Source organism: Polyangium jinanense, from assembly GCF_028435265.1.
GTDB classification, from domain to species: domain Bacteria; phylum Myxococcota_A; class Polyangia; order Polyangiales; family Polyangiaceae; genus Polyangium; species Polyangium jinanense.
This window is the reverse complement of record NZ_JAGTJK010000094.1, coordinates 1-25176: the sequence shown is the minus strand read 5'-3', so window position 1 is coordinate 25176 and position 25176 is coordinate 1. Positions and strand designations below refer to the sequence as shown.

The 25176-nt window shown below is 67.8% G+C and carries 16 protein-coding genes; 9 read left to right on the top strand and 7 right to left on the bottom strand.

Annotated features, from left to right (window positions below):
- Positions 1 to 313: 313 nt before the first annotated feature.
- On the bottom strand, positions 314 to 700 hold the full coding sequence (locus tag KEG38_RS52595; RefSeq protein WP_272428533.1) for a nuclear transport factor 2 family protein: 387 nt from the start codon (positions 698 to 700) through the stop codon (positions 314 to 316).
- A 1372-nt stretch (positions 701 to 2072) separates the two neighbouring features.
- Between KEG38_RS52595 and KEG38_RS52590 the strand changes: the two genes are divergently transcribed.
- Positions 2073 to 6950, top strand: coding sequence for an AAA family ATPase (locus KEG38_RS52590; protein ID WP_272428531.1), 4878 nt, complete (start codon positions 2073 to 2075; stop codon positions 6948 to 6950).
- A 417-nt stretch (positions 6951 to 7367) separates the two neighbouring features.
- Here KEG38_RS52590 and KEG38_RS52585 read toward each other — a convergent pair whose 3' ends face one another.
- The 3 genes from KEG38_RS52585 to KEG38_RS52575 all read right to left on the bottom strand — a co-directional run bounded on the left by KEG38_RS52585 (position 7368) and on the right by KEG38_RS52575 (position 9836).
- Complete coding sequence (locus tag KEG38_RS52585; protein ID WP_272428216.1) at positions 7368 to 8759, bottom strand: carotenoid oxygenase family protein; 1392 nt, start codon at positions 8757 to 8759, stop codon at positions 7368 to 7370.
- Complete coding sequence (locus KEG38_RS52580; protein ID WP_272428217.1) at positions 8756 to 9367, bottom strand: TetR/AcrR family transcriptional regulator; 612 nt, start codon at positions 9365 to 9367, stop codon at positions 8756 to 8758. Before KEG38_RS52580 ends, KEG38_RS52585 begins: the two co-directional genes overlap by 4 nt.
- Positions 9368 to 9506: 139 nt before the next feature.
- Positions 9507 to 9836 (bottom strand): four helix bundle protein, encoded by a 330-nt coding sequence (locus KEG38_RS52575; RefSeq protein ID WP_272428218.1) that lies wholly within the window; start codon positions 9834 to 9836, stop codon positions 9507 to 9509.
- Between the two features lie 980 nt (positions 9837 to 10816).
- On the opposite strand from KEG38_RS52575, the gene KEG38_RS52570 reads away from it, so the two are divergent.
- Both KEG38_RS52570 and KEG38_RS52565 read left to right on the top strand, forming a co-directional pair.
- Positions 10817 to 12076 carry a hypothetical protein gene (locus KEG38_RS52570; RefSeq protein WP_272428219.1) on the top strand — a complete coding sequence of 420 codons (1260 nt, stop codon included), beginning with the start codon at positions 10817 to 10819 and terminating at the stop codon, positions 12074 to 12076.
- Between the two features lie 16 nt (positions 12077 to 12092).
- Positions 12093 to 13328, top strand: a complete 1236-nt coding sequence (locus tag KEG38_RS52565; protein WP_272428220.1) for a hypothetical protein — start codon at positions 12093 to 12095, stop codon at positions 13326 to 13328.
- Between the two features lie 3 nt (positions 13329 to 13331).
- On the opposite strand, the gene KEG38_RS52560 is transcribed toward KEG38_RS52565, so the two are convergent.
- Positions 13332 to 14090: a hypothetical protein gene (locus KEG38_RS52560; protein WP_272428221.1), complete on the bottom strand. Its 759-nt coding sequence runs from the start codon at positions 14088 to 14090 to the stop codon at positions 13332 to 13334.
- 7 nt (positions 14091 to 14097) lie between these two features.
- Positions 14098 to 15744, bottom strand: a complete 1647-nt coding sequence (locus tag KEG38_RS52555; protein ID WP_272428222.1) for a fumarate hydratase — start codon at positions 15742 to 15744, stop codon at positions 14098 to 14100.
- A gap of 348 nt (positions 15745 to 16092) precedes the next feature.
- On the opposite strand from KEG38_RS52555, the gene KEG38_RS52550 reads away from it, so the two are divergent.
- Positions 16093 to 16587 (top strand): hypothetical protein, encoded by a 495-nt coding sequence (locus tag KEG38_RS52550; protein WP_272428223.1) that lies wholly within the window; start codon positions 16093 to 16095, stop codon positions 16585 to 16587.
- A 368-nt stretch (positions 16588 to 16955) separates the two neighbouring features.
- Here the strand turns inward: KEG38_RS52550 and KEG38_RS52545 are convergent, their stop codons facing one another.
- Positions 16956 to 17885 carry a class II glutamine amidotransferase gene (locus tag KEG38_RS52545; RefSeq protein WP_272428224.1) on the bottom strand — a complete coding sequence of 310 codons (930 nt, stop codon included), beginning with the start codon at positions 17883 to 17885 and terminating at the stop codon, positions 16956 to 16958.
- Positions 17886 to 18001: 116 nt separating this feature from the next.
- Here KEG38_RS52545 and KEG38_RS52540 point away from each other — a divergent pair, with 116 nt between their 5' ends.
- The 5 genes from KEG38_RS52540 (at position 18002) to KEG38_RS52520 (ending at position 24889) form a co-directional block, all read left to right on the top strand.
- Positions 18002 to 18679, top strand: coding sequence for a hypothetical protein (locus tag KEG38_RS52540; RefSeq protein ID WP_272428225.1), 678 nt, complete (start codon positions 18002 to 18004; stop codon positions 18677 to 18679).
- On the top strand, positions 18676 to 19380 hold the full coding sequence (locus tag KEG38_RS52535) for a hypothetical protein (RefSeq protein WP_272428226.1): 705 nt from the start codon (positions 18676 to 18678) through the stop codon (positions 19378 to 19380). Before KEG38_RS52540 ends, KEG38_RS52535 begins: the two co-directional genes overlap by 4 nt.
- A gap of 33 nt (positions 19381 to 19413) precedes the next feature.
- Positions 19414 to 21609: a hybrid sensor histidine kinase/response regulator gene (locus KEG38_RS52530; protein ID WP_272428227.1), complete on the top strand. Its 2196-nt coding sequence runs from the start codon at positions 19414 to 19416 to the stop codon at positions 21607 to 21609.
- Positions 21610 to 22009: 400 nt separating this feature from the next.
- Positions 22010 to 23635, top strand: coding sequence for a S8 family serine peptidase (locus KEG38_RS52525; protein WP_272428228.1), 1626 nt, complete (start codon positions 22010 to 22012; stop codon positions 23633 to 23635).
- A 174-nt stretch (positions 23636 to 23809) separates the two neighbouring features.
- Positions 23810 to 24889, top strand: coding sequence for a hypothetical protein (locus KEG38_RS52520; RefSeq protein ID WP_272428229.1), 1080 nt, complete (start codon positions 23810 to 23812; stop codon positions 24887 to 24889).
- The last annotated feature ends 287 nt before the right edge of the window (positions 24890 to 25176 follow it).

The window sequence follows — 25176 nt, the reverse complement described above, 5'->3', positions numbered from 1 at the left end:
GGTCTTGGAAAGGGCGCAACGGGAGATCGGCGCGCGGGGAGGTGGTCTTGGAAGGGGAGCGGAGACAGGTCGGCGCGCGGGGAGGTGGTCTTGGAAGGGGCGCGAAGACAGGTCCCCGGACGGGGAGGTGGTCTTGGAAGGGGCGCGAAGACAGGTCCCCGGATGGGGAGGTGGTCTTGGAAGGGGAGCGGAGACAGGTCGGCGCGCGGGGAGGTGGTCTTGGAAGGGGAGCGGAGACAGGGCGGCGCGCGGGGAGGTGGTCTTGGAAGGGGAGCGGAGACAGGTCGGTGCGCGCGGAGGTGCCGCGGCCTGCTCAGGAGAAGATCGCGAGCAACTTTGCCACGTCATAAAACTCCCTGACGTGGCGGAGCTTGTTCTGCTCGTCGAAGGTGAAGACCCCGATACCCTCGATGTTCAGGCGCTCCCCTCGCTTGGTCAAGAGGTCGCCCGACCAGCGCACCGCGCTCTCGCTGCCGCAGGTGATGATCTCCCGGACGACGATCTCGGAGGGCCCCAGCTTCGACTTGCCTGCTTCCAGGAAGCTTGCAATCGCCTCACGCCCGCGGAGCGGCGGCGTCCCCACCGGATCCTCGAGGACGCCATCGGGCGCAAAAAAAGCGGTGAAGACCCGGATATCGGGCTCCTTCATTGCCGCGTGGAAATAGGCCTCGATGATCTGCCTCGCCTCAGCTTCTTTCATGAAGTCCTCTCGGGGCACGGTAGCGTCGAGCCCCAGCGGAGGAGGTTACGGGAACGGCCGCCGGGTCCACAACCGTTTTCCAAGTTCGATAGGATGATGCAATCGCGGGGGCGTTGGCACGAGCCGCCGGCGGGCCCGCGCAGGGCGATTCTCACCCTCTTGCACCTCCGCTCCTCGCACTCCATGAGGTCGTCAGGCGGCTGACGAGGAAGGAGGGGCAGCCATGAGAACGACCCGGCGTGCGATGACGGCGATCGTACTGGATTGCTTGCAGAGGAAGCGGATTGCCATCGCACTGGTAGCCTCACTCCTGGTGATGGTGCGCGTCGCACCGGCACGTGCAGCGCAGTTTGATCCCTGCGATGGAGTCGTCTGTCCTCCAGGACAGGTATGCATGGCGCCAATGGACCGCCCTATGTGTGTTCCCCGCCCTGGTCCTTGCGATGGCGTTACGTGCCGTCGAGGGGAGAGGTGCGTCGTGATCAGAGGCGTCCCGACTTGTGTGCGACGGGTCTGGCCTCATTTCGGAAATCCGTAGAAACGTGGCGTCTGCCCGCGGTATCCGCGAGCCCCGGGCGATTTCGCTTCGGACCATGCACGGCTGTCACACCGGAGAGCGCTACGGCCGGAGAGAGCATCCTCCCCTGAGCGATTCGCAATCCGGGCAGGACAGGAAAGGGGATGAGCCCGAGCAATACATCCGCGATGAGCCAAAGGACTCTGGCAGGACGATGCTGCACTGTCCATCGGGAAAGACCACCAGCGTGGACAGGTACAACCCTGCCATCTTGCATGTCCACTGGCCCGAGGGGGGCACACTCACCAGGTTTTCGGTGGCCAGATCCGTGGATGGCTCGGATTCCTCCACGACATCCTCCGAAGCACAGCCATTCACGAGGACGAACATGGTCACAAGCGAAAGGACGAACCCGAATCGGAGAGCGCGCCCCATCTGATACAGAGTGCTCATGCTTGCCTTCCTTTCGATCGCGGCACAGCGTGCCAACGCAGCGTCGGTGAACCTCGGGCATCCGTGGTGCAATTCAGGTGCCGTAGGTATCGGACGGTTCGGCGGCGGTGAAAGCCTCGCGAGGACCTCTCGTTCGCAACGCACCAGCTTTCGATGGTTGCGCGCATGGTGCCTGCTCGCGTGCGTCTCAATGCTCGAAATGTCGGGCCAACACCAGAGCGCCCGTATCTCTTGATATTCGTGCACGTCCTTTTCCGAGCGAGGCGAGCACGTGTCAACGTGCCGACGCATCCTGCGTGCGTGCTCGCGCCTGCACGTTCGCCGCAATGATTGACGCGGATCCCACGTGGCGTATAGCCTGGGAGTTCGGCGACAAACGGGGGGGGCATGTGAGGCATCGACATGACCCGGCTGGAAGAAGTAACGATCACGGAAGAGCTCGCAAGGACTGCGATGTCACGGCTGTTTCGTGGTCGCAGGGAGAGCGACGGTCTTCCGGTGCGCGTGAAGGTGCTCCGCGCCGAGTCCAATCGCGTCGCTGACGTCGCCAGCTTCAAGCACGACTATCAACGCCTGTCGCGCCTGCGCGCCCCTGGCGTGGTGCGCGTGCATGGCTTCGAGCCGACCGGCGAGGGCATGGCCATGGTCCTCGCCGAGGTCGAGGGCGAGCCCCTGTCAGCCCGCCTGAAGTCGCCCGCTTCCGCGCGCGCGATTCTGGACCTCGCCATCCCGCTCACCACGGCGCTCGGCGCGATACACGCGGCCGGCGTCGTGCACCGGGGGCTTTCGGCGGCGAGCATCGTCGTCGACGCGAGCGGCCGCCCCACCATCGCGAGCTTCGGCACGGATGCGGCGCTGAGCCGCGAAAATGACGCACTTTACGAACCGCATTTCGTCGCCGAGACCCTGCCCTTCTTCGCCCCCGAGCAGACCGGGCGCATGAACCGCGGCGTCGACGAGCGCTCCGACCTCTATTCGTTGGGCGTCATCTTCTATGCGCTCCTCACCGGGCAATTGCCATTTCGATCCCGGGACCCGCTCGAGCTCATCCACGCGCACCTCGCCCTCGCGCCCGAGCGGCCTTCCAAGATCGCTTTCGACGTGCCGCCGCCGCTCGAGGCGATCGTGCTCCGGCTGCTCGAAAAGAACCCCGAGGATCGCTACCAGAGCACGAAGAGCCTCCTCGCCGACCTCGAGGCGTGCCGGCAGCGGCTCCGCCCCGATGGCGGTATCGACGAATTCCCCCTCGGAGTGCTGCACGAAAACGCCCGCCTGCTGCTCCGGAACAAGCTCTACGGGCGCGAGAACGACGTCGCGGAGCTCGTCGCGTCCTTCGAGCGGGTGCTCGGCCGGGCGCGCGAGATCACGCTCGTCTCGGGCTACTCGGGCGTCGGGAAATCCTCGCTGGTCGCGGAGATCTTGAAGCCGCTCGCGCGGGCCAGGGGCTATTACATCACGGGCAAGTACGACCAGTTGAACCGCGAGGCGCCCTATAGCGCCATCCTCCAGGCCTTCGACGGGCTCGTCCGGACAATCCTATGCGAGAGCGAAGGACGCGTGCGCGCGTGGAAAGAGGCGCTCCTCGCCGCGCTCGGCCCGAACGCGTCCGTCGTCTGCGAGGTGCTCCCCTCGCTTGCGCACGTCCTCGGCGAGCTGCCGCCCGCGCCGGCCCTCGGGCCCGTCGAGGCCCAGAATCGATTCACCCTCGCGATGCGGAGGTTCGTCTCGGTATTCGCCCGGCGCGCCCATCCGCTGGTGCTCTTCCTCGACGACCTGCAATGGGCCGACGCGGCGAGCCTGCGCCTGCTTACCACGCTCCTGCTCGACGACAGCATCGAGGCTCTCTTCTTCACGGGCGCTTACCGCGACAACGAGGTGAATGTCACGCACCCGCTCCGCACGACACTCGCGGAGCTGCGAAAGGGCGGCCTCGGCCTGCGGGAGATCGTGCTCGGCCCGCTCCGGCTCGAGCACGTCAAAGAGCTGCTCGCGGACAGCCTGCGCGCGCCGAGCCCCGAGGGCGCGGCCGAGCTCGTATTGCAAAAGACGGGAGGCAATCCATTTTTCGTGCGGCAGCTCTTGCGGTCGCTCCACGAAAAGGGGGCCCTCACGCCCGGACCGGACGGATCGCTCGGCTGGAGCTCGCTCGAGGCGATCGCCGCGATGCCACACATGGCCAACGTGGTGGACTTGATGCTCGACGCGATCCGGCACCTGCCCCGGGTCACGCAGGAGGCGCTCGAGATCGGCGCCGCCATTGGCAGCCCGTTCGAGCTCTGCACGCTCAGCATCGTCACCGCATGCGCGCCGGAGGAGGCGTACGGCCGCCTCGCCCCGGCCCTCGAGGCAGGGCTCGTGGCGCGCGCCGGCGATTCATACCGTTTCACCCACGACAAGATCCAGGAGGCCGCCTATGCGATGCTCGCCGAGGACGAGCGGGCCGCGCTCCACCTGCACATCGGGCGCCTCTTCTCGAAGAAGAGCGACGCGCAGAGCCTGTTCGACGCCACGGGCCACCTGAACAGCGCGCGCGCGCTGGTGCTGGAGGCCGAGGAGCTCCTCACGCTCTGCAAAATGAACCTCGCCGCCGCCGAGCGCGCCGGGGGGGCAGCCGCATTCCCAGCCGCTCTCCGCTACCTCGAGCACGGCATCGTCCTGCTCCCCGCGGACGCCTGGGATGCCCACTACGATCTCGCGCTCCGCTATTTCATGAAGAAGGGCGAGATGGAGGCCCTGTGCGAGCGTCACGCGCAGGCGCGGGAGACGCTCGGCCAGGCCTTCACGCACGCCCGGAGCCGCCTCGAGCGCACCCAGGTCCGGCGGCTCGTGATGAACGCCCACGTTTTGACGAACGATCTCCTCGCCGCCCTCGATGAGGGCCTCGCCGCGCTCGAGCCCTTCGGCATCCATCTGCCGCGCTTTCCGAGCGATGAGGCGAGCAGCGCCGAGCTCGACGCGACCCTCGCCGCGCTCGAGGGCCGCCCCATCGACTCGCTGGTCGATCTGCCGCTCCTCGCGGATCCCGAGATCATGGCCCTCCAGGACGTGCTCGAGGACATGCTCTCGCCCTGCTACTTCGTCTCGCCGAACAACCACGCGATCACGGTGGCGAAGATGGTGCAGCAGGCGCTCGCGCACGGGCTGTCGAAGCACACGATCTATGCGTTCGTGAATTTCGGGATGTTCCTCTGCGTGCGGGGGGACATCGAGCTCGGCTACCAGTTCGGAAAGCTCGCGGTGCGGGTGAGCGAGCGTTATCCGGAGAAGAAATCCGAATCGATGCTCTGCAACATGTGGGGCGCGTTCGTGCAGCACTGGAAGGAGCCCTATTCGAAGTACAAGGAGAACTTCCCGCGGGGCGTGCACGTGGGCCTCGAGACGGGCCAGTACGTCTGGGCCTTTTACAATGCGACGAACATCCCCACGAACAGCCTGCTCTCGGGCGCGCGTCTCGCGGAGGTCCTCGAGGAGGCGGCGGCGCTCGCGCCGGTGTGCAAGCTCGACGTCTCCGGCGGCTTCACCTGGATCGTGAACGCCGCCGCCCAGATCGCGCAGAACCTTTCCACCCCGTCCGCGCAGAGCGACAAGCTTTTGGGGGATTGGCTCGACATCGACGCCGTCCGGAGCACGGCGACCGCGATGGGCAACCGCGCCGTGCTGTTCTTCGCGGATAACTTCACCATCATGCACGACGTCTTCCAGGGCCGTTACGCCGAGGCGGCGGAGGTGGCCCTCGGGGCCGAGCCCGACATCCCCTCGGTCGTGAGCTGGCACGTGAGCGTCGTCTATCACTTCTATGCCTCCCTGGCGCTGCTGCTGGCCGCGGAAGAGGCCGCACCCGAGATGCGCGCGAGAAACCTGGCCCGCGCCGAGGCCTCCGCCGAAAAGCTCTCTTGCTGGGCCGATCTGTGCCCGGACAACCACCGGCACCGCGCGCTCCTCTTGCGCGCCGAGATTGCCCGGGCCCGCGGCGAGCGCCTTTCGGCCGTCGATCTCTACGATGAGGGCATCGCGGCGGCGGCCGCGGGAGGTTTCGTGCAGGACGAGGCGCTCGGCAACGAGCTGTGCGCGCGTTATCACCTGCGCCTCGGAAAGCCGAAGGTCGCGCGCACGTACCTCCACGAGGCGCACGCGCTCTACGGTCAATGGGGGGCGGCCTCGGTGACGGAGCGCCTCGAAAAGAGCTTCTTCGCGCTCATGCCGCGCGCCGCCCGCGGGCCGCACGTGGGCGCCAGCGCAGGGGCGGAGGACGGCAGCGCGCGGGCGCTCGACGTGCACGCGGCCATCAAGGCCATGCAAGCCATCTCCGGCGAGGTGGTGCTCTCGCGCCTGCTCGAGAGGCTCTTGCGGATCGCCCTCGAGAGCGCCGGAGCGACGCGGGGCATTTTGATCCTCAAAGAGAATGACGATCTCTTGATCCAGGCCGAGGAGGAGCTCCAGCGCGGAAAGGTCACCCTGCTCGCGGGCGTGCCCCTGGAGACGCGCGAGGATCTGCCCACGGGAATCGTGCATTACGTGGCGCGGACGGGCGAAAGCGTGGTCCTCGGGGACGCGGCGAGCGCGGAGCAGTTCTCCGGCGATCGCTGGCTCGCGCAGGGCAAGGCGCGGTCGCTCCTGGCGGCGCCGGTGGGCAAGCGCGGGGGGATCGTGGGGGTGCTCTATCTCGAGAACGAGCTCGCCGCCTTCGCATTCACGCCCGATCGCGTGGAGCTTTTGCGGATGCTCTCCACGCAGATGGCGATATCCATCGAGAATGCGCTGCTCTACGCGAGCCTGGAGCGCAAGGTGGAGGACAGGACCCGGGCGCTCGAGGAGGCGCATGCGGAGATCGTGACCTTGAGCGGCGAGCGCGAGCGCAGCCAGGCGGAGATGCTCGCGCACAGCCATGCCCTCATCGAGCGCCAGAAAGAGCTCATCCAGGCACTCTCGACGCCCATCCTCCAGGTCTGGGACGGGGTCCTGGCATTGCCCCTCATCGGCGCGCTCGACGGCCCGCGGGCCGCGGAGATCACCGAGCGGCTGCTTTCGCGCGTGGCGAGCTCGGCGACGCACTTCGCAATCATCGACGTGACCGGCGTGGACACGCTGGACGGGCAGGCGGCCGAATTGCTGGTGCGCATCGGGCGCGCCGTGGAGCTGCTCGGCGCGCGGGCACTCATCACGGGGCTCCACGCGAGCGCCGCCCGCACGCTGGTCTCCTCCTGCGTCGATCTGCGCGGGATCGAGACGCGCGCCAACCTGCGCGACGGGTTGCGGCTCTGCCTCCGGCGCCTCGCCTGAGCCGAGCTTCCTTGCATCTGAGCATTGGTCTCATCGCGAGGCGTCGCGCCGGGGCGCTGCCCCGGACCCCGCGGGGGCTGTTCGCCCCTCGACCCGAACCAGGGCAAGCCCTGGACCATTTGGGGAAGAACTGCGCGATGCGCAGTTCTTCCCACAGGCCGGTGGCAAGACCAGGAAGGTGCGTTGCACGCTGGCGGCGGGCACGTTGCCAGTTGAACCTCAGCGCTGCTGTCTTGGCTGGCAGGATCGTCGTTGGTCTTGACCTGGCCTGTTCGATGAACTGCGCATCGCGCAGTTCATCGACCCCGGGTCCAGCGCTTGCGCTGGTCCGGGTGCAGGGGCGGACAGCCCCTGCTGGGGCCTGGGGCAAAGCCCCAGCGCAGCGCCTCCCCAAAATGAGACCAATGCCCAGGCGACTCAGGCGGCGGGCACCCAGTTGCCGTGAAAGCCATAGGGAACGCGGTGCGGCAGCCGCACACGGGCCACGGGCTCGCCCTGAATGTCCTCTGCATTGAGCACCCAGAGATCGCTCGCATTGCGTGCCTGATTGTAGACCAGCACCAGCACGTACCCGTCGCCCTCGCCGCTCTCCGGGTTCTTCGGGACGAAGAGCGGCTCCCCTGCTCCGTTGCCCTCGCCGAATGCGCGGGATTCGAAGGTGCCGCGCTCGAGATCGTACCGCCGCACTGCGGTCCAGAGGGACCTGTGCGAGCTCCCCTCGGGTCCCGCGGCCGCGGCGTATCCGAAGCGGTGCTTGCGGCCGACGCGGCGCTCGTCCACGCGCGGGAACTCGATCGACACGTCGTCGAGGGGTTGTGAGCGCACAGCGCCGCCCTGGAGGTCGATACGATAGCGATGCAGCCGGGCCGCCTCGTCGGCGTCTGGGGCCGAATTGCGCATGGCTGCCGGGGCCATGAGATCCATTCGACCATAGCGGGCCACGTCGAGCACGATGGAGTCGCCGTCGTCGTATGCGTTCATCGGATGGAACACGTAACCCTCCTCGACCTCGAACCAGCGCACGGCTGCGCCCTCGCCTCGCCGCGGGAGCACGCCGATGCGCATCCCGCGCTCGGGCTCCCAGGAAAACGGGTTCTTGCCCTCCGCGAGGTGCTCCGGCCGGAAGACCAGCGAGCCGAGGAGGAAGACGGCGTGGGCCTCGGTGATCGCGAAATCGTGCACCATGGAGGCCCAGGGCAGCGTGATGGGCGTGGAATGCACGAGCGCGCCCGCGCTGTCGGCCACGTGGTAGCTGAAGGCTGCGGCGTCGGCGATCGAGTTGCCGAAGAACACGAGCTCGCTGGTCTCGGGATCGATCTTCGGGTGGGCTGTCATGGGGCCGCGCAGCCGGCCACCGAAATCGTATTCGCCCAGGGTCTCCAGGCTGCCCGGGGTGAGCTCGGTGGGCAGGCAGGCCTCGACGAGCGCGAGCAGCCGGCCCGCGTGGGCGACAATGTTGGTGTTGGCCGTGTTCTTGCGCGGCCTATCGGGGTTCGGACGGAACATGCTGCCGGAGAGCGACCTGCCCGCGGCGCGCTCCTCGATGAGGCCCTGGCTCTTCACGTAGCGATTACGGTACGAGGCGCGGCCGTCCTGCAGCGTGATGGCGTGGATCATCCCGTCGCCGCTGAACCAGTGGTAGGGCCCGGTCGGCTCGTAGGCGGGGTTCGGGCCGTTGCGGTAGAAGGTGCCGCGCAGCGCGGCAGGCAGCTCGCCTTCGATGTCGAGATCCCAGACATCGCCCTCCATCCGCCAGGGAGCAAAATTGCCTTGCAGGTAGGGGTTCACGTCGGATTCATGCTGGCTCATGGTTTGCTCCTCTTCTTTGCCGGGCGGCGCGCGCTGCCGCGCGGGCGGGTGATGTGGGCGATGACGGCGTCGCGCACGAGCGCGCTGGCCGGGGTATCGGGCGGCAGGTGACCGGAGGCGATGAGCGAGGTGACGCCGTGCATCGAAGACCAGAACGCCTTGCACGCCTCCTCCAGCGGCGGCACGAGCAGGCCCTCTGCCTCCGCGGCGGACACGACGTCCACGAGCCGCTGGAACGCGGCCGTCGCGGCGGGGATGGGCGTCGCGCGGGCGAGGCGGTGCATGAACATGATGCGGTAATGCATGGGGTGCGCGACGCCGTAGGCCACGTAGCCATCCCAGGCCCGCGCGAGCGCCTCGATGGGATCCCGCGGCTTGTCGAGCGCGTCGACCGTCTGCACGAACGCCGTGAAGCTGTCCTCGAGCACCTGCAGGACGAGCCCATCCTTGTCGCCGAAATGGTGATAGACCGTCGGCGCCGTCACGCCTGCGCGCGCGCAGACCTCGCGTATCGAGAGGCGCTCCGCCCCCGCTTCGGCAAGGAGCTCCGCCGCCGCGTCGAGGATGGCACGACGCGTGGCCTCGGTGGCATGGGATGGCGCGGGCATGACCGGATATATAACGGCGTTATATATCCGTCAAGGAGAAGGTGTAACAGCGTTATATTTCTCCTCGAGATCGTCAGGCCGCGTTCTCCCGGGAGAGGGACCTAGCCATCCCGGGAGAGGGGCGAGGGAGGGCTTGTTCCTACGAGGCGCGGCGGTAGACGAGGCGGCTCAGCGTGGCGATGACGTGATTCATGCGATCGAGCGTGCTGGGATTGACGTTTTCGATGAGCCGCATGGCTTGGGCGACCTGAACGCAGGCCAGCACCTCGCGGGCGGAGCCGAGGGCAGTGGAGTAGCGCTGCCGTTTGTGCCCCTGGAGGCTGCCCATGCCTTCGGCGACATTGAGCGCCACGCTCTGCATGGCCCGCCGCATCTGACGAGCCAAATCTCGATCTTTCCGTTCGATCCGTTCCGCGATGAGCCCAGCGTCTCCAGCCATGGCCAAAACGACATCGTAAATCCTGAGCATTGACGAACCCTCCGCCCGACGACCCAATCGCCGGGACCCCCGTCCCACACCGTCGCGCGCAGGCCTCTTCAAGGCTGCGCAGCACCGCGCGGAACCGCGCGGAGCAGCACGCAGTGCTGCGAGCACGGTGAGCACGGCTTGGCCTTGAAGAGGCCGAGCACGACGGTACGCTCGCCGTCCCCGAGCGGGATCCCTGCAACCCGTCCCACTCGCGTTTGCGTTTGCGTTTGCGTTTGCGTTTGCGTTTGCGTTTGCGTTTCCGCCTCCGCCTCCGCCTCCGCCTCCGCCTCCGCCCCCGCCTCCGCCTCCGCCTCCGCCGCCCCGCGCCGCCCTACGAGCCCCCGGGGAATCTTCCCGTCGCGCACTTCGCCTGGCGAGGACAGCGTCTCCCGCGTTCCCCCCGTCCTCCTCGCTTGGCTAGGACCTCGCCAGGAACGTTCCCCCCGTCCTTGCAGCTTGCCTATGACGCAGCCGGGAACGTTCCCCCCTCTCTTGTAGCTTCGCTCTGACGCAGCCGGGAACGTTCCCCCCGTCCTCCTAGCTCGGCTAGGACCCAGCCGGGAACGTTCCCCCCTCTCTTGTAGCGTCGCTCTGACGCACCGCGGAACGTTCCCCCCTCTCTTGTAGCTTCGCTCTGACGCAGGGGGGAACGTTCCCCCCTCTCTTGTAGCTTCGCTCTGACGCAGGGGGGAACGTTCCCCGAGTCCTCCTAGCTTGGCGATGACGCAGCCGGGAACGTTCCCCCCTCTCTTGTAGCTTCGCTCTGACGCAGGGGGGAACGTTCCCCGAGTCCTCCTAGCTTGGCGATGACGCAGCCGGGAACGTTCCCCGGGTCCTCCTAGCTTGGCGATGACGCAGCCGGGAACGTTTCCCCCTCGCTCGCGTCGGATCCGTGCGCGTCTTCCCTTCGGGAGCACGCCCCCCGCGCCGTCCACGCCACCCTTGGTTCCCGATCTCCTGATGGTATCTTCCTCCCGCCCATGATCCTCGAATGCCGCCAATGCGGTGCACCGCTCGACGTGAAGCCCGACGCGACGCTCACGAAGTGTCGCTACTGCGGGACCACCAGCGAACGCCGCCTCCTCCGCACCGTCTCCGCCGAGACCCCCCGCGATTTCCGCCCGCCCCCTCAGTGGATCCCGCCCCCGCACGTTCCGGCCCCGTCGAACCTGCCGCTCACGTATCACCCCGCTCCCCCCCGGGGCGCCGTGATCGGCGCCCTCGCTGCCGGGATCATGGCGGCCGTCCTCGGCGTCACCGTCGCGCTGGTCACCCTCGGCAAACCCCGCTCCTCGGGGAAAGGCGGTGTCGTGGCGACCGTGCTGCCGGGCAAGACCCCCCAGGAGCTCGCGGCCGTTCGAATCGACCAGACCCGGGAAAACCTTGCGAAGGCGCTTTCCGGAAACCCCCTGGGCTCCATGCTCGCCGTGTCCGTCTCGCACCCGCGCTACCAGAGCATCTCGTTCATGTACGACGACAAGGAGCCCGCGTTTCCCCACAGCTTCACGCTCGTGCAGCGCTCCGGAGCGACCGTGGAACCCAAGGGGATCGAGGCCCTCGGGAGCCGCCTGCACGGTGGGCTCGTGGACGGGAGCTGGAACTGGGCGGGCCTCGTGGCTGTGAACACCGACGCGAAGACCGGCCTCGTCTCCGCCACCGTGCTGGGGGGGCGCGTGGGCGGCACGAGCGCGCAAGCCAAGGCGCAGCTCGTCGCCATGTGGAAGCTCGTCCTCCACGCCGTCTTTGGCGCGGGAAGTGGCCCGACCGCCGAGGAAGCCCGCTGGATCGGCGCGCCGCATCCCTTCGCAGCGCTGGAGACGATCGACCTCACGACGACCGTCGACAAGGCCGCCGCGACCTTGACCCAGAAGTTCCCCGGCGCAGCCTTGTCCACGTTCATCGAGCTCGGCGTCACCGTCGCCGTGGATCACCCGCTCCTGTGGAACGCCGAGCTCTCCTATCCCAACGAGAAGGGGGGCACGCTCCGGATCGTGGCCCTGCGCGGAACCAAGGCGTTCCCGGCGCGCCGCGAGGCCCTGGTCGGCTGCCTGGAGGGCAAGCTCGGGAAGGCCAAGGTGCAGGATCGCGATTTCCTGGCCAAGAAACGCGATTACGAGTTCACCGTGGGCAAGCTCTGGATCAACATCGGGGAAACAGACGCCCGCGTGCACTGGTTCCCCGGACGGCTCAACGCCCCGGATTGGAAACGAGTCATGAACGCGCTCGGCGCCTGCCGTTGATTCGCGGAGCGCCCCCTTGCAACCCATCGTCAAGGTCTTCGAGGACAACCACATCGACGCGCCGTGGTCGCACGTCTTCGTCTTCGCGCTCGACGCTGTCCTGTTTCTCGTGATCGCGTTCTGCGTGCGCGAGATCCGGCGCGCGCGCCGCGCGGCCGTCGAGGCCGACGCCGTCATCAAGCCGAAGGCCCCGCTCTTCGAGGGCGCGCGGTTCGTCGCCGGCACCGTCGAGCTCGCGCAAGGCGAGTCCGATGCCGTCCGGGTGACAATCACGCAGGACGGCAGCGAGCAGGCCGACAAGAACAACCACAAGACGCACACGTGGGTGGAGAAGGAGCGCGAGATCCGCGCGCGGCCGTTCTATCTGCGGCATGACACGGGCGCGCGCGTCCGGGTCGAGCCGCCCGAGGACGTGCTGCTCGTCGACACGCTCGATCAAAAAGAATGGCTGCATCCGACGCGGCGGAAGCTGCGCGCCGAGCTCTTGCCGGGCGAGCGGGTCGTGGTGGAGGGGCGGCTCCACAAGGCGCCGGATCCCGAGGGGATCGGCGAGACCGCCGGGTATCGCGAGGCCGCCACGATGGGCTGGATGATGAAGCCCTCGCCGCAGAAAGGCATGCACATCTCGACGGAGAGCCTCTCCCGCCGCCACGAGCTCCGCGCGCGGGCCTTCTTCTGGACGTGCGTGTGGGTGGTGTTCCTCGGGTTCGTCATGAACGTCCCGCTCGCCACGTACCGGGCGCGCGTCTTCCTCGGGGAGAACGTGGTCGCGACGCTCCTCGGCAAACGGACGTACGAGACGAGCAACGGCAAAGGGAAGAAGACCGTGCACCGCGCCGTCGACGTGCGTTACGAATCGCCGCCGGGCACAGCGCGTTTCGGCGGGCTCGTCGAGATCGACGAGGACGATGGCATGGACCTGCCGCCGGGGGTGAAGGGGGAGATCTGGCTCCGGCGCGTCCCGCGCTTTCCGGCCGCGACGGCGCTCGGGCAGGGAAGCTCGGTGTGGTTCCACGCCTGGTGCGTCGCCGCCGTGATCGCCGGCATTGCGGTCTACCGCGCCTACCGCACGCACATCTATCGGCGCTGGTACGAGGGGCGCGTCCAGGAGAAAGGCCAAGGGCCGCTGCCCCCGCAGACGAACGAGCGGTTCCTTGCGGATGATCCGACCGCCTTCGCAGCGCGGGAGAAGCGGGGCCTCGCGCGAGCCGCGCGCGCGGCAAAACACGTCGAGCCCATTCCGATGGATTGAACGTCAGGCCTCGGCCTTCGGCCGGAGCATCACGAGCAAGACATCCGCGTCGGGGACCTCTTCCGTCGGCACGAGGCGCTTGCCGCCCCTCGCGAGCCGCACCTCGATCCACCGCGACGAGAGTTTCGCCCGCAGGACGTCCTGACGCCAGACCGCGTTCCCTTCGCCGAGGAAGAGGCGCATCTCGTCGAGCATGCAGCGCCCGAACAACATGCGCCCTTCCTCCTGGATGCGCCGCTCGGCCTCCTCCAGCCGATGCTCGAACGTGCGCGCCGTGAGCTCGCGGCCGAGCGCGTACGGGCCGCGCACGGGCGTGGGCAGCCGGAGGCGGTTGCCTTCACGGTCGTCGATCCAGAGCGCCGAGACCTCGGGCGGGGCGTCGCCGAGCGCCTCCCAGAACAGGCCTCCCACGGACGTGATGTCGTGAAAGCGCACGTCCCTCGTGTCCTTGCCGCGCCCGATGCGCAGCCCCTCCTCGTGCACCTCCACGCGCTGTCCGCGGGCCCGCACGAAATGAGAGAAGGCCCAGATCCCGAGCGCGCCGAAGACGAGCGCCGCCCCGCCGAAGACGAGCAGGCCCGTGAGCTCGACCGCCTCGTGCTTCGGCATGAAGAAGAGCGGCAGGGCCACGCAATCGAGCGCGACGAGGATGCAGAAGAGCCCCACGCCGATACGAATGCCCTGCTGGACGATCGAGACGGGGTGCTCCGAGATGAGCGCGCCCAGGGGATCTGCATCACGGTAGGGAGTCTGGGCGCGCACGGTCCTCCTATTTCGCGACGTCGAGCCGCTTGGCTTTCGGCCCGTCGATGTCCGCGAAGAAATCGTTCCCCTTGTCGTCGACCACGATGAACGCCGGGAAATCGACGACCTCGATCTTCCAGACCGCCTCCATCCCGAGCTCGGGGTATTCGAGCACCTCGACCTTCTTGATGCAATCCTTCGCGAGCCGCGCCGCCGGACCGCCGATCGAGCCGAGATAAAACCCGCCGTGTTTCTTGCACGCCTCGGTCACCGCGCGCGAGCGGTTGCCCTTGGCCAGCATCACGTACGACCCGCCGTTCGCCTGGAAGAGGTCCACGTACGCATCCATGCGCCCCGCGGTCGTGGGCCCGAACGAGCCCGAGGCATAGCCCTCCGGCGTCTTCGCGGGGCCCGCGTAATACACCATGAAATCCTTCATGTATCCGGGCATGCCGTCGCCGCGATCGAGGCGCTCCTTGATCTTCGCGTGCGCGATGTCCCGCGCCACGACCATCGGCCCCGAGAGCGACAGGCGCGTCTTGATCGGATACCGCGAGAGCTCGGCCCGGATCTCGCTCATCGGGCGGTTCAAGTCGATCCGCAGGACCTCGCCGCCGAGCTCCGCGTCCGTCGTCTCGGGCAGGTACTTCGCCGGATCCCGCTCGAGCGCCTCGAGGAAGATGCCGTCCTTCGTGATCTTCGCGAGCGCCTGCCGATCGGCCGAGCACGAGACCGCGATGCCCACGGGGCACGAGGCGCCATGGCGGGGCAGGCGAATCACGCGGACGTCGTGGCAGAAGTATTTCCCGCCGAACTGCGCGCCGATCCCTGTGCGCTGCGTGATCGCGAGGATCTGCCGTTCGAGTTCGACGTCGCGGAAGCCGCGGCCGAGCTCGTTGCCCTCGGTGGGCAAGGTGTCGAGGTAGCGGGCGGACGCGAGCTTTGCGACCTTGAGCGTCTGCTCCGCGCTCGTGCCGCCCACGACCACGGCGAGGTGGTACGGCGGGCACGCCGCGGTGCCGAGCGAGCGGATCTTCTGCTCGACGAACGCGAGCAGGCTCTCCGGATTCAGGAGCGCCTTCGTCTCCTGGTAGAGGTAACTCTTGTTCGCCGAGCCCCCGCCCTTGGCCATGAAGAGGAACTTGTAGGCGTCGCCTTCGGTCGCGAAGATCTCGATCTGCGCCGGCAGGTTCGTCTTCGTGTTGACCTCGCGGTACATGTCGAGCGGCGCGAGCTGCGAGTAGCGCAGGTTCGTCGTGCGATACGTATCAGCGACGCCGCGCGCGATCGCGGCCTCGTCGCTGCCCTCGGTCAGCACGTACTGCCCCTTCTTGCCCATCACGATCGCGGTGCCCGTGTCCTGGCAGGAGGGCAGGACGAACCCGGCGGCGATGTTCGCGTTCCGGAGCAGCTCCAGCGCAACGAAGCGGTCGTTCGCCGAGGCCTCCGGGTCTTCGAGGATCCGCGCAAGCTGCGCGAGGTGACCCGGGCGGAGCAGGTGCGCGATGTCGCGCATGGCTTCCCGCGCGAGGAGCGAGAGGCCCTCCGGCTCGACCTTCAAGAACGTCCTGCCAGCCGCCTCGATCGTCGAGACGTGGTCCTTCGTGACGAGGCGGTAGGGCGTCTCGTCCTTGCCGAGGGGGAGCATGTCCTGGAACTGGAAATCGCTCATCGGGCGAAGGTGTACCCGAGGCGGTAGGTGCGTGCCAAGGGCGCGTTCGCAGGGGGGCGGACAATTGCAGCGATCGACGGTCTGGTTCTGGCGGCACCGGTTCACGGGATTGCGTCGCCCGACATCCAGCACCCACGCTGCAAAGGAACGGGGTACCTCGAAGACATCACAAAGCTGCCGCGCGCGAGACAACACGCGAACGATCGCGGTAGCATCGAGATATGCGCGCTTGGATCTCGGCTTGGAGCCTGCTGTGACGGACTACATCCACGATTTCCTGGAGGCCCGCCCCATGCCTTGACCCTTCGCCCCTTGACGGGGGCGGTCTTGGCTGGATAAAGGATCGCGATGCTCCAGGTCCTCGACGCAGACGAAGAGTATCTCGTCGCCACGAGAGGCCACGTGCTCGTGACGGTCTGGGGCAGGATCAACCTCGACCGCGTGCGGCGCGCCTTCGCCGTGAAGCGCTGGCTACTCGAGGAGTCCGATCACGACGCGAAGTCGTTCGGTCTCGTCGCCGTCATCATCCCGCAGCGGCTCGCCATCCCCGACAGCCTCGAAGCCGAGATGCGCAAGCTCGACGAGTTCATGGCCCCGCACGTCCTCGCGAGCGCCGTCGTCGTCGAGGGAGACGGCATGCGATCAAGTCTCCTCCGCGGCACCGTGAAGGCGACGAGCGCCCTCAAGGTCCGGGCGTACCCCGAGAAAAACTTCGGTGACATCGGAGACGCAGTGCGGTGGCTCGTGCCGCAGATCGCGACGAAGACGCGTCAGGTGATCTCAGCCGAGGATCTCGCCTGGGACATCGCCGAGGCACGGGCGCTGCACCATCACATCGGCTGATCCGCCAAGCATTGGTCTCATCTGGGAGGCGCTGCGCTGGGGCTTTGCCCCAGGCCCCACCGGGGCTATCCGCCCCTGGACCCGGACCAGCGCAAGCGCTGGACCCAGGGTCGATGAACTGCGCAACGCGCAGTTCATCGAACAGGCCAGGTCAAGACCGGCGAGGCTGACGGTTCAACGGGCAACGTGCCCGTTGCCAGCGTGCAACGCACCTTCCTGGTCTTGCCACCGGCGCCTTGGAAGAACTGCGCATCGCGCAGTTCTTCCACAAAAGGTCCAGCGCTTGCGCTGGTCCGGGTCGAGGGGCGGACAGCCCCCGCGGGGTCCGGGGCAGCGCCCCGGCGCGACGCCTTGCGATGGGTGAAGGATCACTCGACGTCGAGTGGCACGACCTCGACGGAGGGCGGCCTTTCGCCGCCGCGCTTCACGTAGACGAGGTGCTGGAGCGGCACGGCGTGCCAGGTCCCGTGATCCCGCGTGAGCGGCTCGGAGGCGATGATGCACGAGCTTGCGTCCTCGTCTGCCGAGAGCATTCGCCATTCGCCGTCGTACAGGCCGTACGATTTTCCGATCGTGTACCAGATCCGGAGCACCCGCTCCTCTGGCGGGTGGAAATCGTCTCCGAGCCCGTCGTATTGGCCGAGCCCGTACGTATAACAGACGGCGACGAGGTCGTTGCCGTCCGAGAGAAAGAGGTTCATCGGGGAAAACGTGCGGATGCCGAGCTCGCGCCGGATCCCCGCCACGATCCGCAGCGCGGAGGTGACGCCGCGGGCGATGTCGAGCGCGCTGAGGTCCGCGTGCGGATCGGGCAGTTGCGAGAGCAGGAGCGCGTAGAACCACTCGCTGTCGGTCGTCCCGCGGATTGCGCGCGCGATCTCGGGCCGGATCTTCGGCAGGAGCGCGAACTTCATCTCGTCGAACCGCGCGAGTTGCCCATTGTGGGCGAGGGCGAGCCGCGCGCCCTCGAACTGGAACGGATGCAGGTTCTGCTCGTGGATGATGGCGCGCGTGTCGTATGGCACGCCGCGCAGGTGCGCGAGCAGCGCCGTCGCGCGCACCTTCGCTGCGAGCGCGCGCAGGTTCCGGTCATAGATCGCGAGCTGCGTGCTGCGGTAGGCGAAGGGTAGATCCGGGCGCTCCGAGCGCGCGTCCCACGCGAGCAGCCCCGAGCCTGCGAGGTTCAGTCGCGTGTAGAACGCGGCCTGATGCGTTTGGTTCACGAACGAAACATCGGGCTTGTAGAGCAGATCTTCGAGGAAGATCGGCTCGCCGAGGTAGGCGAGGACGCGACACATGGGAGACTCATGTCGCCCGGGACGCCCGCGCTTGCAAGCGCCAACGACGAGCGTTTGCGAGACCGCATCGTTGGGAAGTGGTATCGTCTCGGCCGAAGGGGAAGGGGCGAGGACGCGTGCAGGAGCGACGACGACGCATCGGTGGGGCCGCGGGCGCGCTCACGCTCGCATGCATTCTCATGGGCCCTTTGCCTGCGCGGGCCGGGGATCCTTCCCACGTCGCGCTTTGGCGCATGGAGGTGCACGGCGCGTATCTCCAGGGCGATCAGCGGCTCGGAGCGGGCACGCTCGCGCCGTACAACGGCTACGGGCTCTGGGCGCGGGTCGGCATCTCGGAGTTTCCTTGGAAATGGCTCGGGTACGACGTGCTCGGGCAGATTGGCGTGGTCGGCACGCCGCAGAGCAACTTCGACGTGGTCGCCGAGGCCGCCGTCGCGTTCGCGCCCGCGCGCTGGAAGGGGAGCGTGGATGGCTCGATCGTCCTCGGCGTGGGCGGCGGCTTCGGATTCGAGCGCCCCGTGTGGCTCGGCCGCGGGGGCACGGGGTATCCGCTGCTCCTCGCGCGGCTGACGCTCCTGCCGAAGAAGAAGATCCGCTTCTTTGCATCCTTTCGGTTCACGCCCATCACCCCGGACGACGGCTGGGTGCGCTCCTACGACATCGAGGTCACGGGAGGGTATCAATGGTGGTATCTCGGCCTCCGTGGGCGCATCGACGACGTGACGCAGGGCGATCCCGAGCGGTTGTACCGTACGTACTGGCTCGGGCCGACTGCGGGCTTGGTGCTTCGATGAGCCGCGCTTGGGCAAACGGGTTTTTCTTGGTCGCCCTCCTGCTCGCCGGCTGCGGCCTCGACCCGGTGCGGGTCTCGGATCGGGTCTCGACGCGGGACATGCTCGTCGGCGTGACGGCGCTCGACGACGGCGCGGCGGCGGCGATTGACGTGCGGGTCGGCAGCCCCATCGGCACGGTCGAGCTCACGGGCGGCGATGCGCTGTTCGTCACGGTGGACGGGACCCGCCGACCGATGACCGAGGGGCAAAGCAATGGCGCCCCGATCTATTCGGTCAACCTCGACGCGCTGCCGGGTGATTTCCTCCTCGACCTCGAACGGCAAAACGATCGCGACGTGCACGGCGTCGTCGTCGAGGTCTCGCCCCCGTTCACGCTTGCCGTCGAGGGCCTCACGCAGGACCTCCCGCTCTCGCTCTCCTGGGATGCCGATCCCGAAGGCGGCAAGGTCTCGATCTCGGTCCAGGGCGATTGCATCGACGCGCTCACGCGTTCGCTCGACGAGGACACGGGCGCGCTCGTGATCACGCAGGCCGAGCTCCGCCCGCCGCCTGCGGGGCCGCCTCTCGCGCCTTGTGAGGTCCAGATCACGGTCTCGCGGACGAACACTACCCGCGACGCGCTTTTCTCGACGAACCCCGGCGGAAACGTCACCACGAGCGCCGAGCAACGTCGGACGATCGCGGTCACCTGGACGCCCTGAAGCCCCATCCACGGACGCCCGACATTCCTTCGCATGCGCATTCGTTCGCACCTGCTCCTCCTCGCGTTCGGCGTCATCTTGCCGGTCGCGGCGTTCTCCGGGTACCTGACGGCGCGGCTCGCCTTGCGCGAGCAACAGACCTTCGCGCAAGGCTCGATCGAGCGCCTGCGGTCCACGATGAGCGCCATCGACGCGCAGGTGCAGGGCCAGATCACGGCGCTCCACGCGCTCGCCTCCCTGCGCGCGCTGGAGACCGGGGACATCGCGACGTACCACGAGGAAGCCGTTCGCGTCCTCCGCTCGCAGCCCGCCTGGATCAACGTGATCCTCGCGCGCCCCGACGGCGAGATCGTCGACAACGCGGTCGCCCCGGAGGCATTGACGAGCCACCGGTATCTGGTCGAGCCCGAAGTCGCGCTGCGCGCGGCGACCACGCGCGCGCCGGCGATCGGCTCCATGGTCACGTCGCCCTCCGTGAAAACGCGGGGCGTCAACGTCGTCGTGCCCGTGATCTACGACGGCCAGGTCCGGTACGTCCTACTCGCTTTCGTCAAGCCCGAGTTTTTCCTCACGCCGATCGAAAAACAGCGCATGGGTCAGGGCTGGGTCAGTGGGCTCATCGATTCCCACGGGACGTTCATCGCGCGCGTCCCGGCCATTCCCAAGGAAAAAGCAGGCGGACCGTTCCTCGCGGCAGTCGCCCGCGCGCCCGAAGGGTGGTATCGCGGCCTGACCACGGAAGGGTACGACGCGTATACGGCCCACATCACCTCGGGGTTCACGAACTGGAGCATCGGGCTCGGCATTCCGGCCGAAGAGGTGCTGAGCGGCGCGAGGCGCACGGGGTGGGCGATGGGCGGCGGCATTGCGAGCTCCCTCGCCCTCGCCTCCCTCCTCGCATTGTGGCTCGGCCGGCGCGTCTCGCGCCCCGTCGTCGCGCTCGCGCGGGCGGCGCCTGCCATTGCGACGGGCACGGCCATGAATACGCGCGGCATGGAGCACGTCGCCGAAGTCCGCACCGTCGCCCTCGCGCTGAACGAGGCGGCGGCGGCCGTGCGCGAGCGTCAAGCGCTGCTCGAACGCGAAAAACGAGCCTTGCAGGAGGGCGACCGCGCGAAGGACGAATTCATTGCCATGATGAGCCACGAGCTCCGAAATCCGCTCGCGGCGCTCACCTCGGCCAGCCACCTCCTCGACGTGGTCGATCCGCAGCACCCCGCGGCGAAGCATGCCCGCGAGGTCATCAAGCGCCAGACCAAGCACACGGCGCGCCTCGTGGAGGATTTGCTCGACATGAGCCGCATCGTCATGGGCAAGGCCCACCTCCAGCCGGAGGTCATGAACCTCGCCGACGCGGCGTCCGCGGTCGTTCAAACCTGGCGCTCCTCGGGTCGGTTCGAGCATCACCGCGTCACGCTGCACGCGGAGGCCGCGTGGATCCGGGCCGATCGTTCCCGCGTCGAGCAGATCCTCTCGAACCTCCTCGACAATGCGCTCAAGTTCAGCCCGAAAGGCTCGGCCATCGACGTGCGGGTAAAGGGCGACGATCGCGGCGCCGTGCTCGAGGTCGCCGATCAGGGGCCGGGACTCTCGGCCGCCATGATGGAGCATGTCTTTGATCTTTTCGTGCAAGGCGCGCAGGGGCTCGCTCGCAAATCCGGGGGCATGGGGATTGGCCTTGCCCTGGTGAAAAAACTCGCGGAGCTCCAGGGCGGGAGCGTCTCCGTCGCGAGCGAGGGTGAGGATCGCGGCGCCGTCTTCACCGTGCGTTTCCCTCGGGTCCCGGCGCCCACGACGACGGCCGCCTCGCCGCGCGCGCCGAAAGCGATCACCCCCAGGCGAATCCTGCTCATCGACGACAACGACGACATGCGAAAGACGCTCGCCACGTCGCTCTCGATGCAGGGGCACGAGGTGTGTGAGGCCGCGGATGGAAAGGCCGGCGTCGAGCTTGCCGGCAGCGTCGCGCTCGATGTCGCCGTCGTGGACCTCGGGCTCCCCGAGATCGATGGTTATGAAGTGGCGAGGCGGCTCCGGGCCCATCCTTCGACGCGCCACCTCGGCCTCGTCGCGCTCACCGGATATGGTCAGCTCGAGGACAAGCGCAAGGCGATCGAGGCTGGATTCGACGAGCATTTGACGAAGCCCGTCGATCTGGAAGCGCTGGAGGAGGCGATTGCGTTCGCAGCCTCGCGCGACCGTCCTCCGCGCGACGCCGAGCACGAATGAGCCTGCGGGCGGCGTGCGTCCACGTCGCCATGCGCTGGTCACGTGCGTGACCTGGGTGCGCACGAGATCTGGTTATTACGGGAACCAGGTTTTGCGTACATTTATTTTCGAAATGGAAATCGCTTGCAATGCTGCCCGAAGCAGAATAATGTTGAAGTTCACGCGGGCGGCTCCGGTTCCCGAAGGGGTTTCGTTGGATCTGCGTCACAGCCCACCTTGGTGAGCCCCTCGCGCGTTGACCCAACCACGGCGTGACGCTGCAAGACAATGTCGAGGCGCGCGATTGTACGCGTGACCCACGGACGTGCGCGTGCGGCGCTTCTCGACGTAATGACCATGTCGCCAGTCGTATTTTCGACCGGCGACGGTACCTCATTTCCATATCCCAGAAGGAACCGACATGACGCACAACCTTCGTTATTCCCTCGCGCTCGTCCTTGCTTCGCTCGGCCTCGCCGCTTGCGCCATCGGCGCGGACGAGGGCGAGGAGGACGTGGGAGCCGCTCCGGTCGCCCTCTCGGCCGAGGGCCGGTACATCATCAAGTTCAAGGATTACTCGCGGCGTGGCGCGTCGATCGCGGCCGCGGGCGGCAAGGTCGCGCGGGATCTGCCCGAGCAAGCGGCGAGCGCCGTGTACCTGCCCGACGTCGCCGTCCAGGCCATGGCGAACAATCCGAACGTCGAATACGTCGAGGTCGATCAGCGCCGCGAGCTTTACGGCCAGACGACGCCGTACGGCATTTCGATGGTGCAAGCGACCGACGCCGCTTTCTCGAGCGCGAGCGGCAGCACGAAGGTCTGCATCATCGACTCGGGTTTTCATGCCGGCCACGCCGATCTCCAGGGCCTGCCCGTCACGGGCGAGAGTGGCACCTCGTGGAACACGGATAGCTGCGGCCACGGCACGCACGTCGCCGGCACGATCGCCGCGGTGAACAACTCGCTGGGCGTCGTGGGCGTCGCGCCGGACAACGTCTCGCTCCACATCGTGAAGGTCTTCGACGGCGCCGATTGCGCCTGGTCGTACTCCTCGGATCTCGTGGCCGCGCTGAACGAATGCCGCAGCGCGGGCGCGAAGGTCGTGAGCATGAGCCTCGGCGGAAGCTTCTCCAGCAACACGGAGAACGCTGCGTTCGACAGCGCCTACGCCGCGGGCGTGCTCAGCATCGCGGCCGCGGGCAACGGCGGCAACAACAGGACCTCGTATCCGGCCGGTTATGCGTCCGTCATGTCCGTGGCGGCCGTCGACTCGGCGAAGGCCAAGGCGGACTTCTCGCAATACAATGCCGACGTCGAGATCACGGCACCGGGCGTGCAGGTCCTCTCGACCGTGCCCTGGACGACGCCGACCCTCACGGTGGGCTCGGGCTCGTATGCGGGTTCGATCATCGACGGCGCGGCGGCGAAGAGCGTCTCGGGCGCGCTCGTCGATGGCGGGCTGTGCGACGCGGTCGGCTCGTGGGCGGGCAAGATCGTGCTTTGCCAGCGCGGCACGGTCAGCTTCGCCGACAAGGTCAACAATGCGCAGGCCGGCGGCGCCGCAGGCGCGGTCATTTACAACAACGTCTCCGGCGGCTTCGCGGGCACGCTCAATGGCACGAGCGCGATCCCGGCCATTGGCATCAGCATGGAGGACGGCCAGGCCCTCGTCGCGAGCTCGCTCGGCGCGAGCGGGGCGCTGAACACGGTGCAACAGATCCCGGGCACGGGGTACGAGGCGTGGGACGGCACCTCGATGGCGACGCCGCACGTCTCGGCCGTCGCGGCGCTCATCTGGAGCCAGAAGCCCGCGGCGACGAACAACGACGTCCGCAATGCGCTCACCTCGACCGCGGAGGACCTCGGCGCGGCCGGCCGCGACGTGAACTTCGGGTATGGCCTCGTGCGCGCGAAGAATGCGCTCGATGCACTGCTCAGCGGCAGCGGCGGCGGGCCCACGTGCGGCGCGTCCGGCGCGACCTGCGCGGTCGGCTCGGATTGCTGCTCGGGCACCTGCGGCGTCAAGGGCAAGAAGGTCTGCAAGTAAGCCGCTTGATCAGCGGGGATCCGGCACCCGGATCCCCGCACATTCTTCGCGTTTTTCCCGCCTTCCCTGCATTCGCGCCCCCCCGATGAATTGCCTGGCACCATTCCCCGGTGACGGGCGTGCCCACGCGAAAATATATTTACAAAGGACAAACTCGTTCGATAGGGTTTGCCCATGACTTTCGCGAAATCACGACACCGAGTTTTCCCTTGGCTGGCCCTCGCGGCATTGGCTGTGCCCGCGGCCGCTTTCGCCTCGGCTTGCTCCGGGACCGCCACGCAACCCGCGCCGGAGGACACCTGCACGCCGGACCTCGCATCCATTCAGGAAACGGTCTTCGCGCGGGCTTGTTCACAAGCGGGCTGCCACGCGTCCGTCGAGCCCGCGGGGTTCCTCGACCTCGTATCGCCGGGGCTCGAACAGCGGCTCGTCGGGGCGCCCTCGAAGACGTGCGAAAACAAGCTCCTTGTGACGCCGGGGAATCCGGATGCCTCGTTCCTGATCGAAAAGCTCAGGCTCGCGATGCCTGGTTGCGGCCTTCGCATGCCGCCCACGGGCGCCCTCCCGGCGGACGAGGTCGCGTGCGTCGAATCCTGGATCGCCGGGCTCCCCGAGGGCGGGGGCGGGCCCGACGCTGGACCCGACGGCGAGGCCGACAGCGGGACCGATGCGCCGTCCTGCGAGACGTGCGGCGGCGCGAATTGTGTCGATCTCGCCACGGATGCCTCACATTGTGGCATATGCGGCCATGCCTGCGGCGCCGGCGAAGTCTGCAATGCCGGCACGTGCGCCGCGACGTGTGGCATGCTCGACGTGTGCGGGGCCTCCTGCGTCGATACGCAGACCGACCCGAACAACTGCGGCGCTTGCGGCCACGCGTGCGCGACCGGGCAAACCTGCGCGGGCGGGACCTGCACGTGCGGCAGCGGGAGCGTCTCGTTCGCCAACGACGTCCAGCCCCTCTTCACCGCGAACTGCGCTTCCGCTGGCTGCCACAAGGGAGTCAACGCGCAGGAAGGACTCGATTTGAGCGCCGGAAAGGCGTATGCCGAGCTCGTCGACGTCGCCGCCTCGCAATGCAACGACGGCCGCAAGCTCGTCCTGCCCGGCGACCCCGCGCAGAGTTACCTCATCGACAAGATGATGAATGTCGAGCTCTGCTCGGGGACGAAGATGCCCAAGCTCGGGCTGCTCCCTTCGCCGCAGGTCACCACGGTGGCGAACTGGATCTGCGCCGGCGCGCCGAACAACTGAGAGGGGGTACCGCAGCGTAGCGCCGGGGTTTCACCCCGGACCCGACCAGGGGTTGTCCACCCCTGGACCCGGACCAGCGCAAGCGCTGGACCCGGGGCGACAGCGCGCGATGCGCGCTGTCGACAGGGAAAATGCTTCTGGCGAGCAGGGCAGCGCTGCTGTCTCAGCTGGCAACGCCGCTCGTGGTCTTGCCCCGGGTCCGTCCGAGAAACCGGGCATCGCGCGGTTTCTCGGCCCTCGGTCCAGGCCGTGCCTGGTCCGGGGTGAAGGGGGCGGACAGCCCCCTT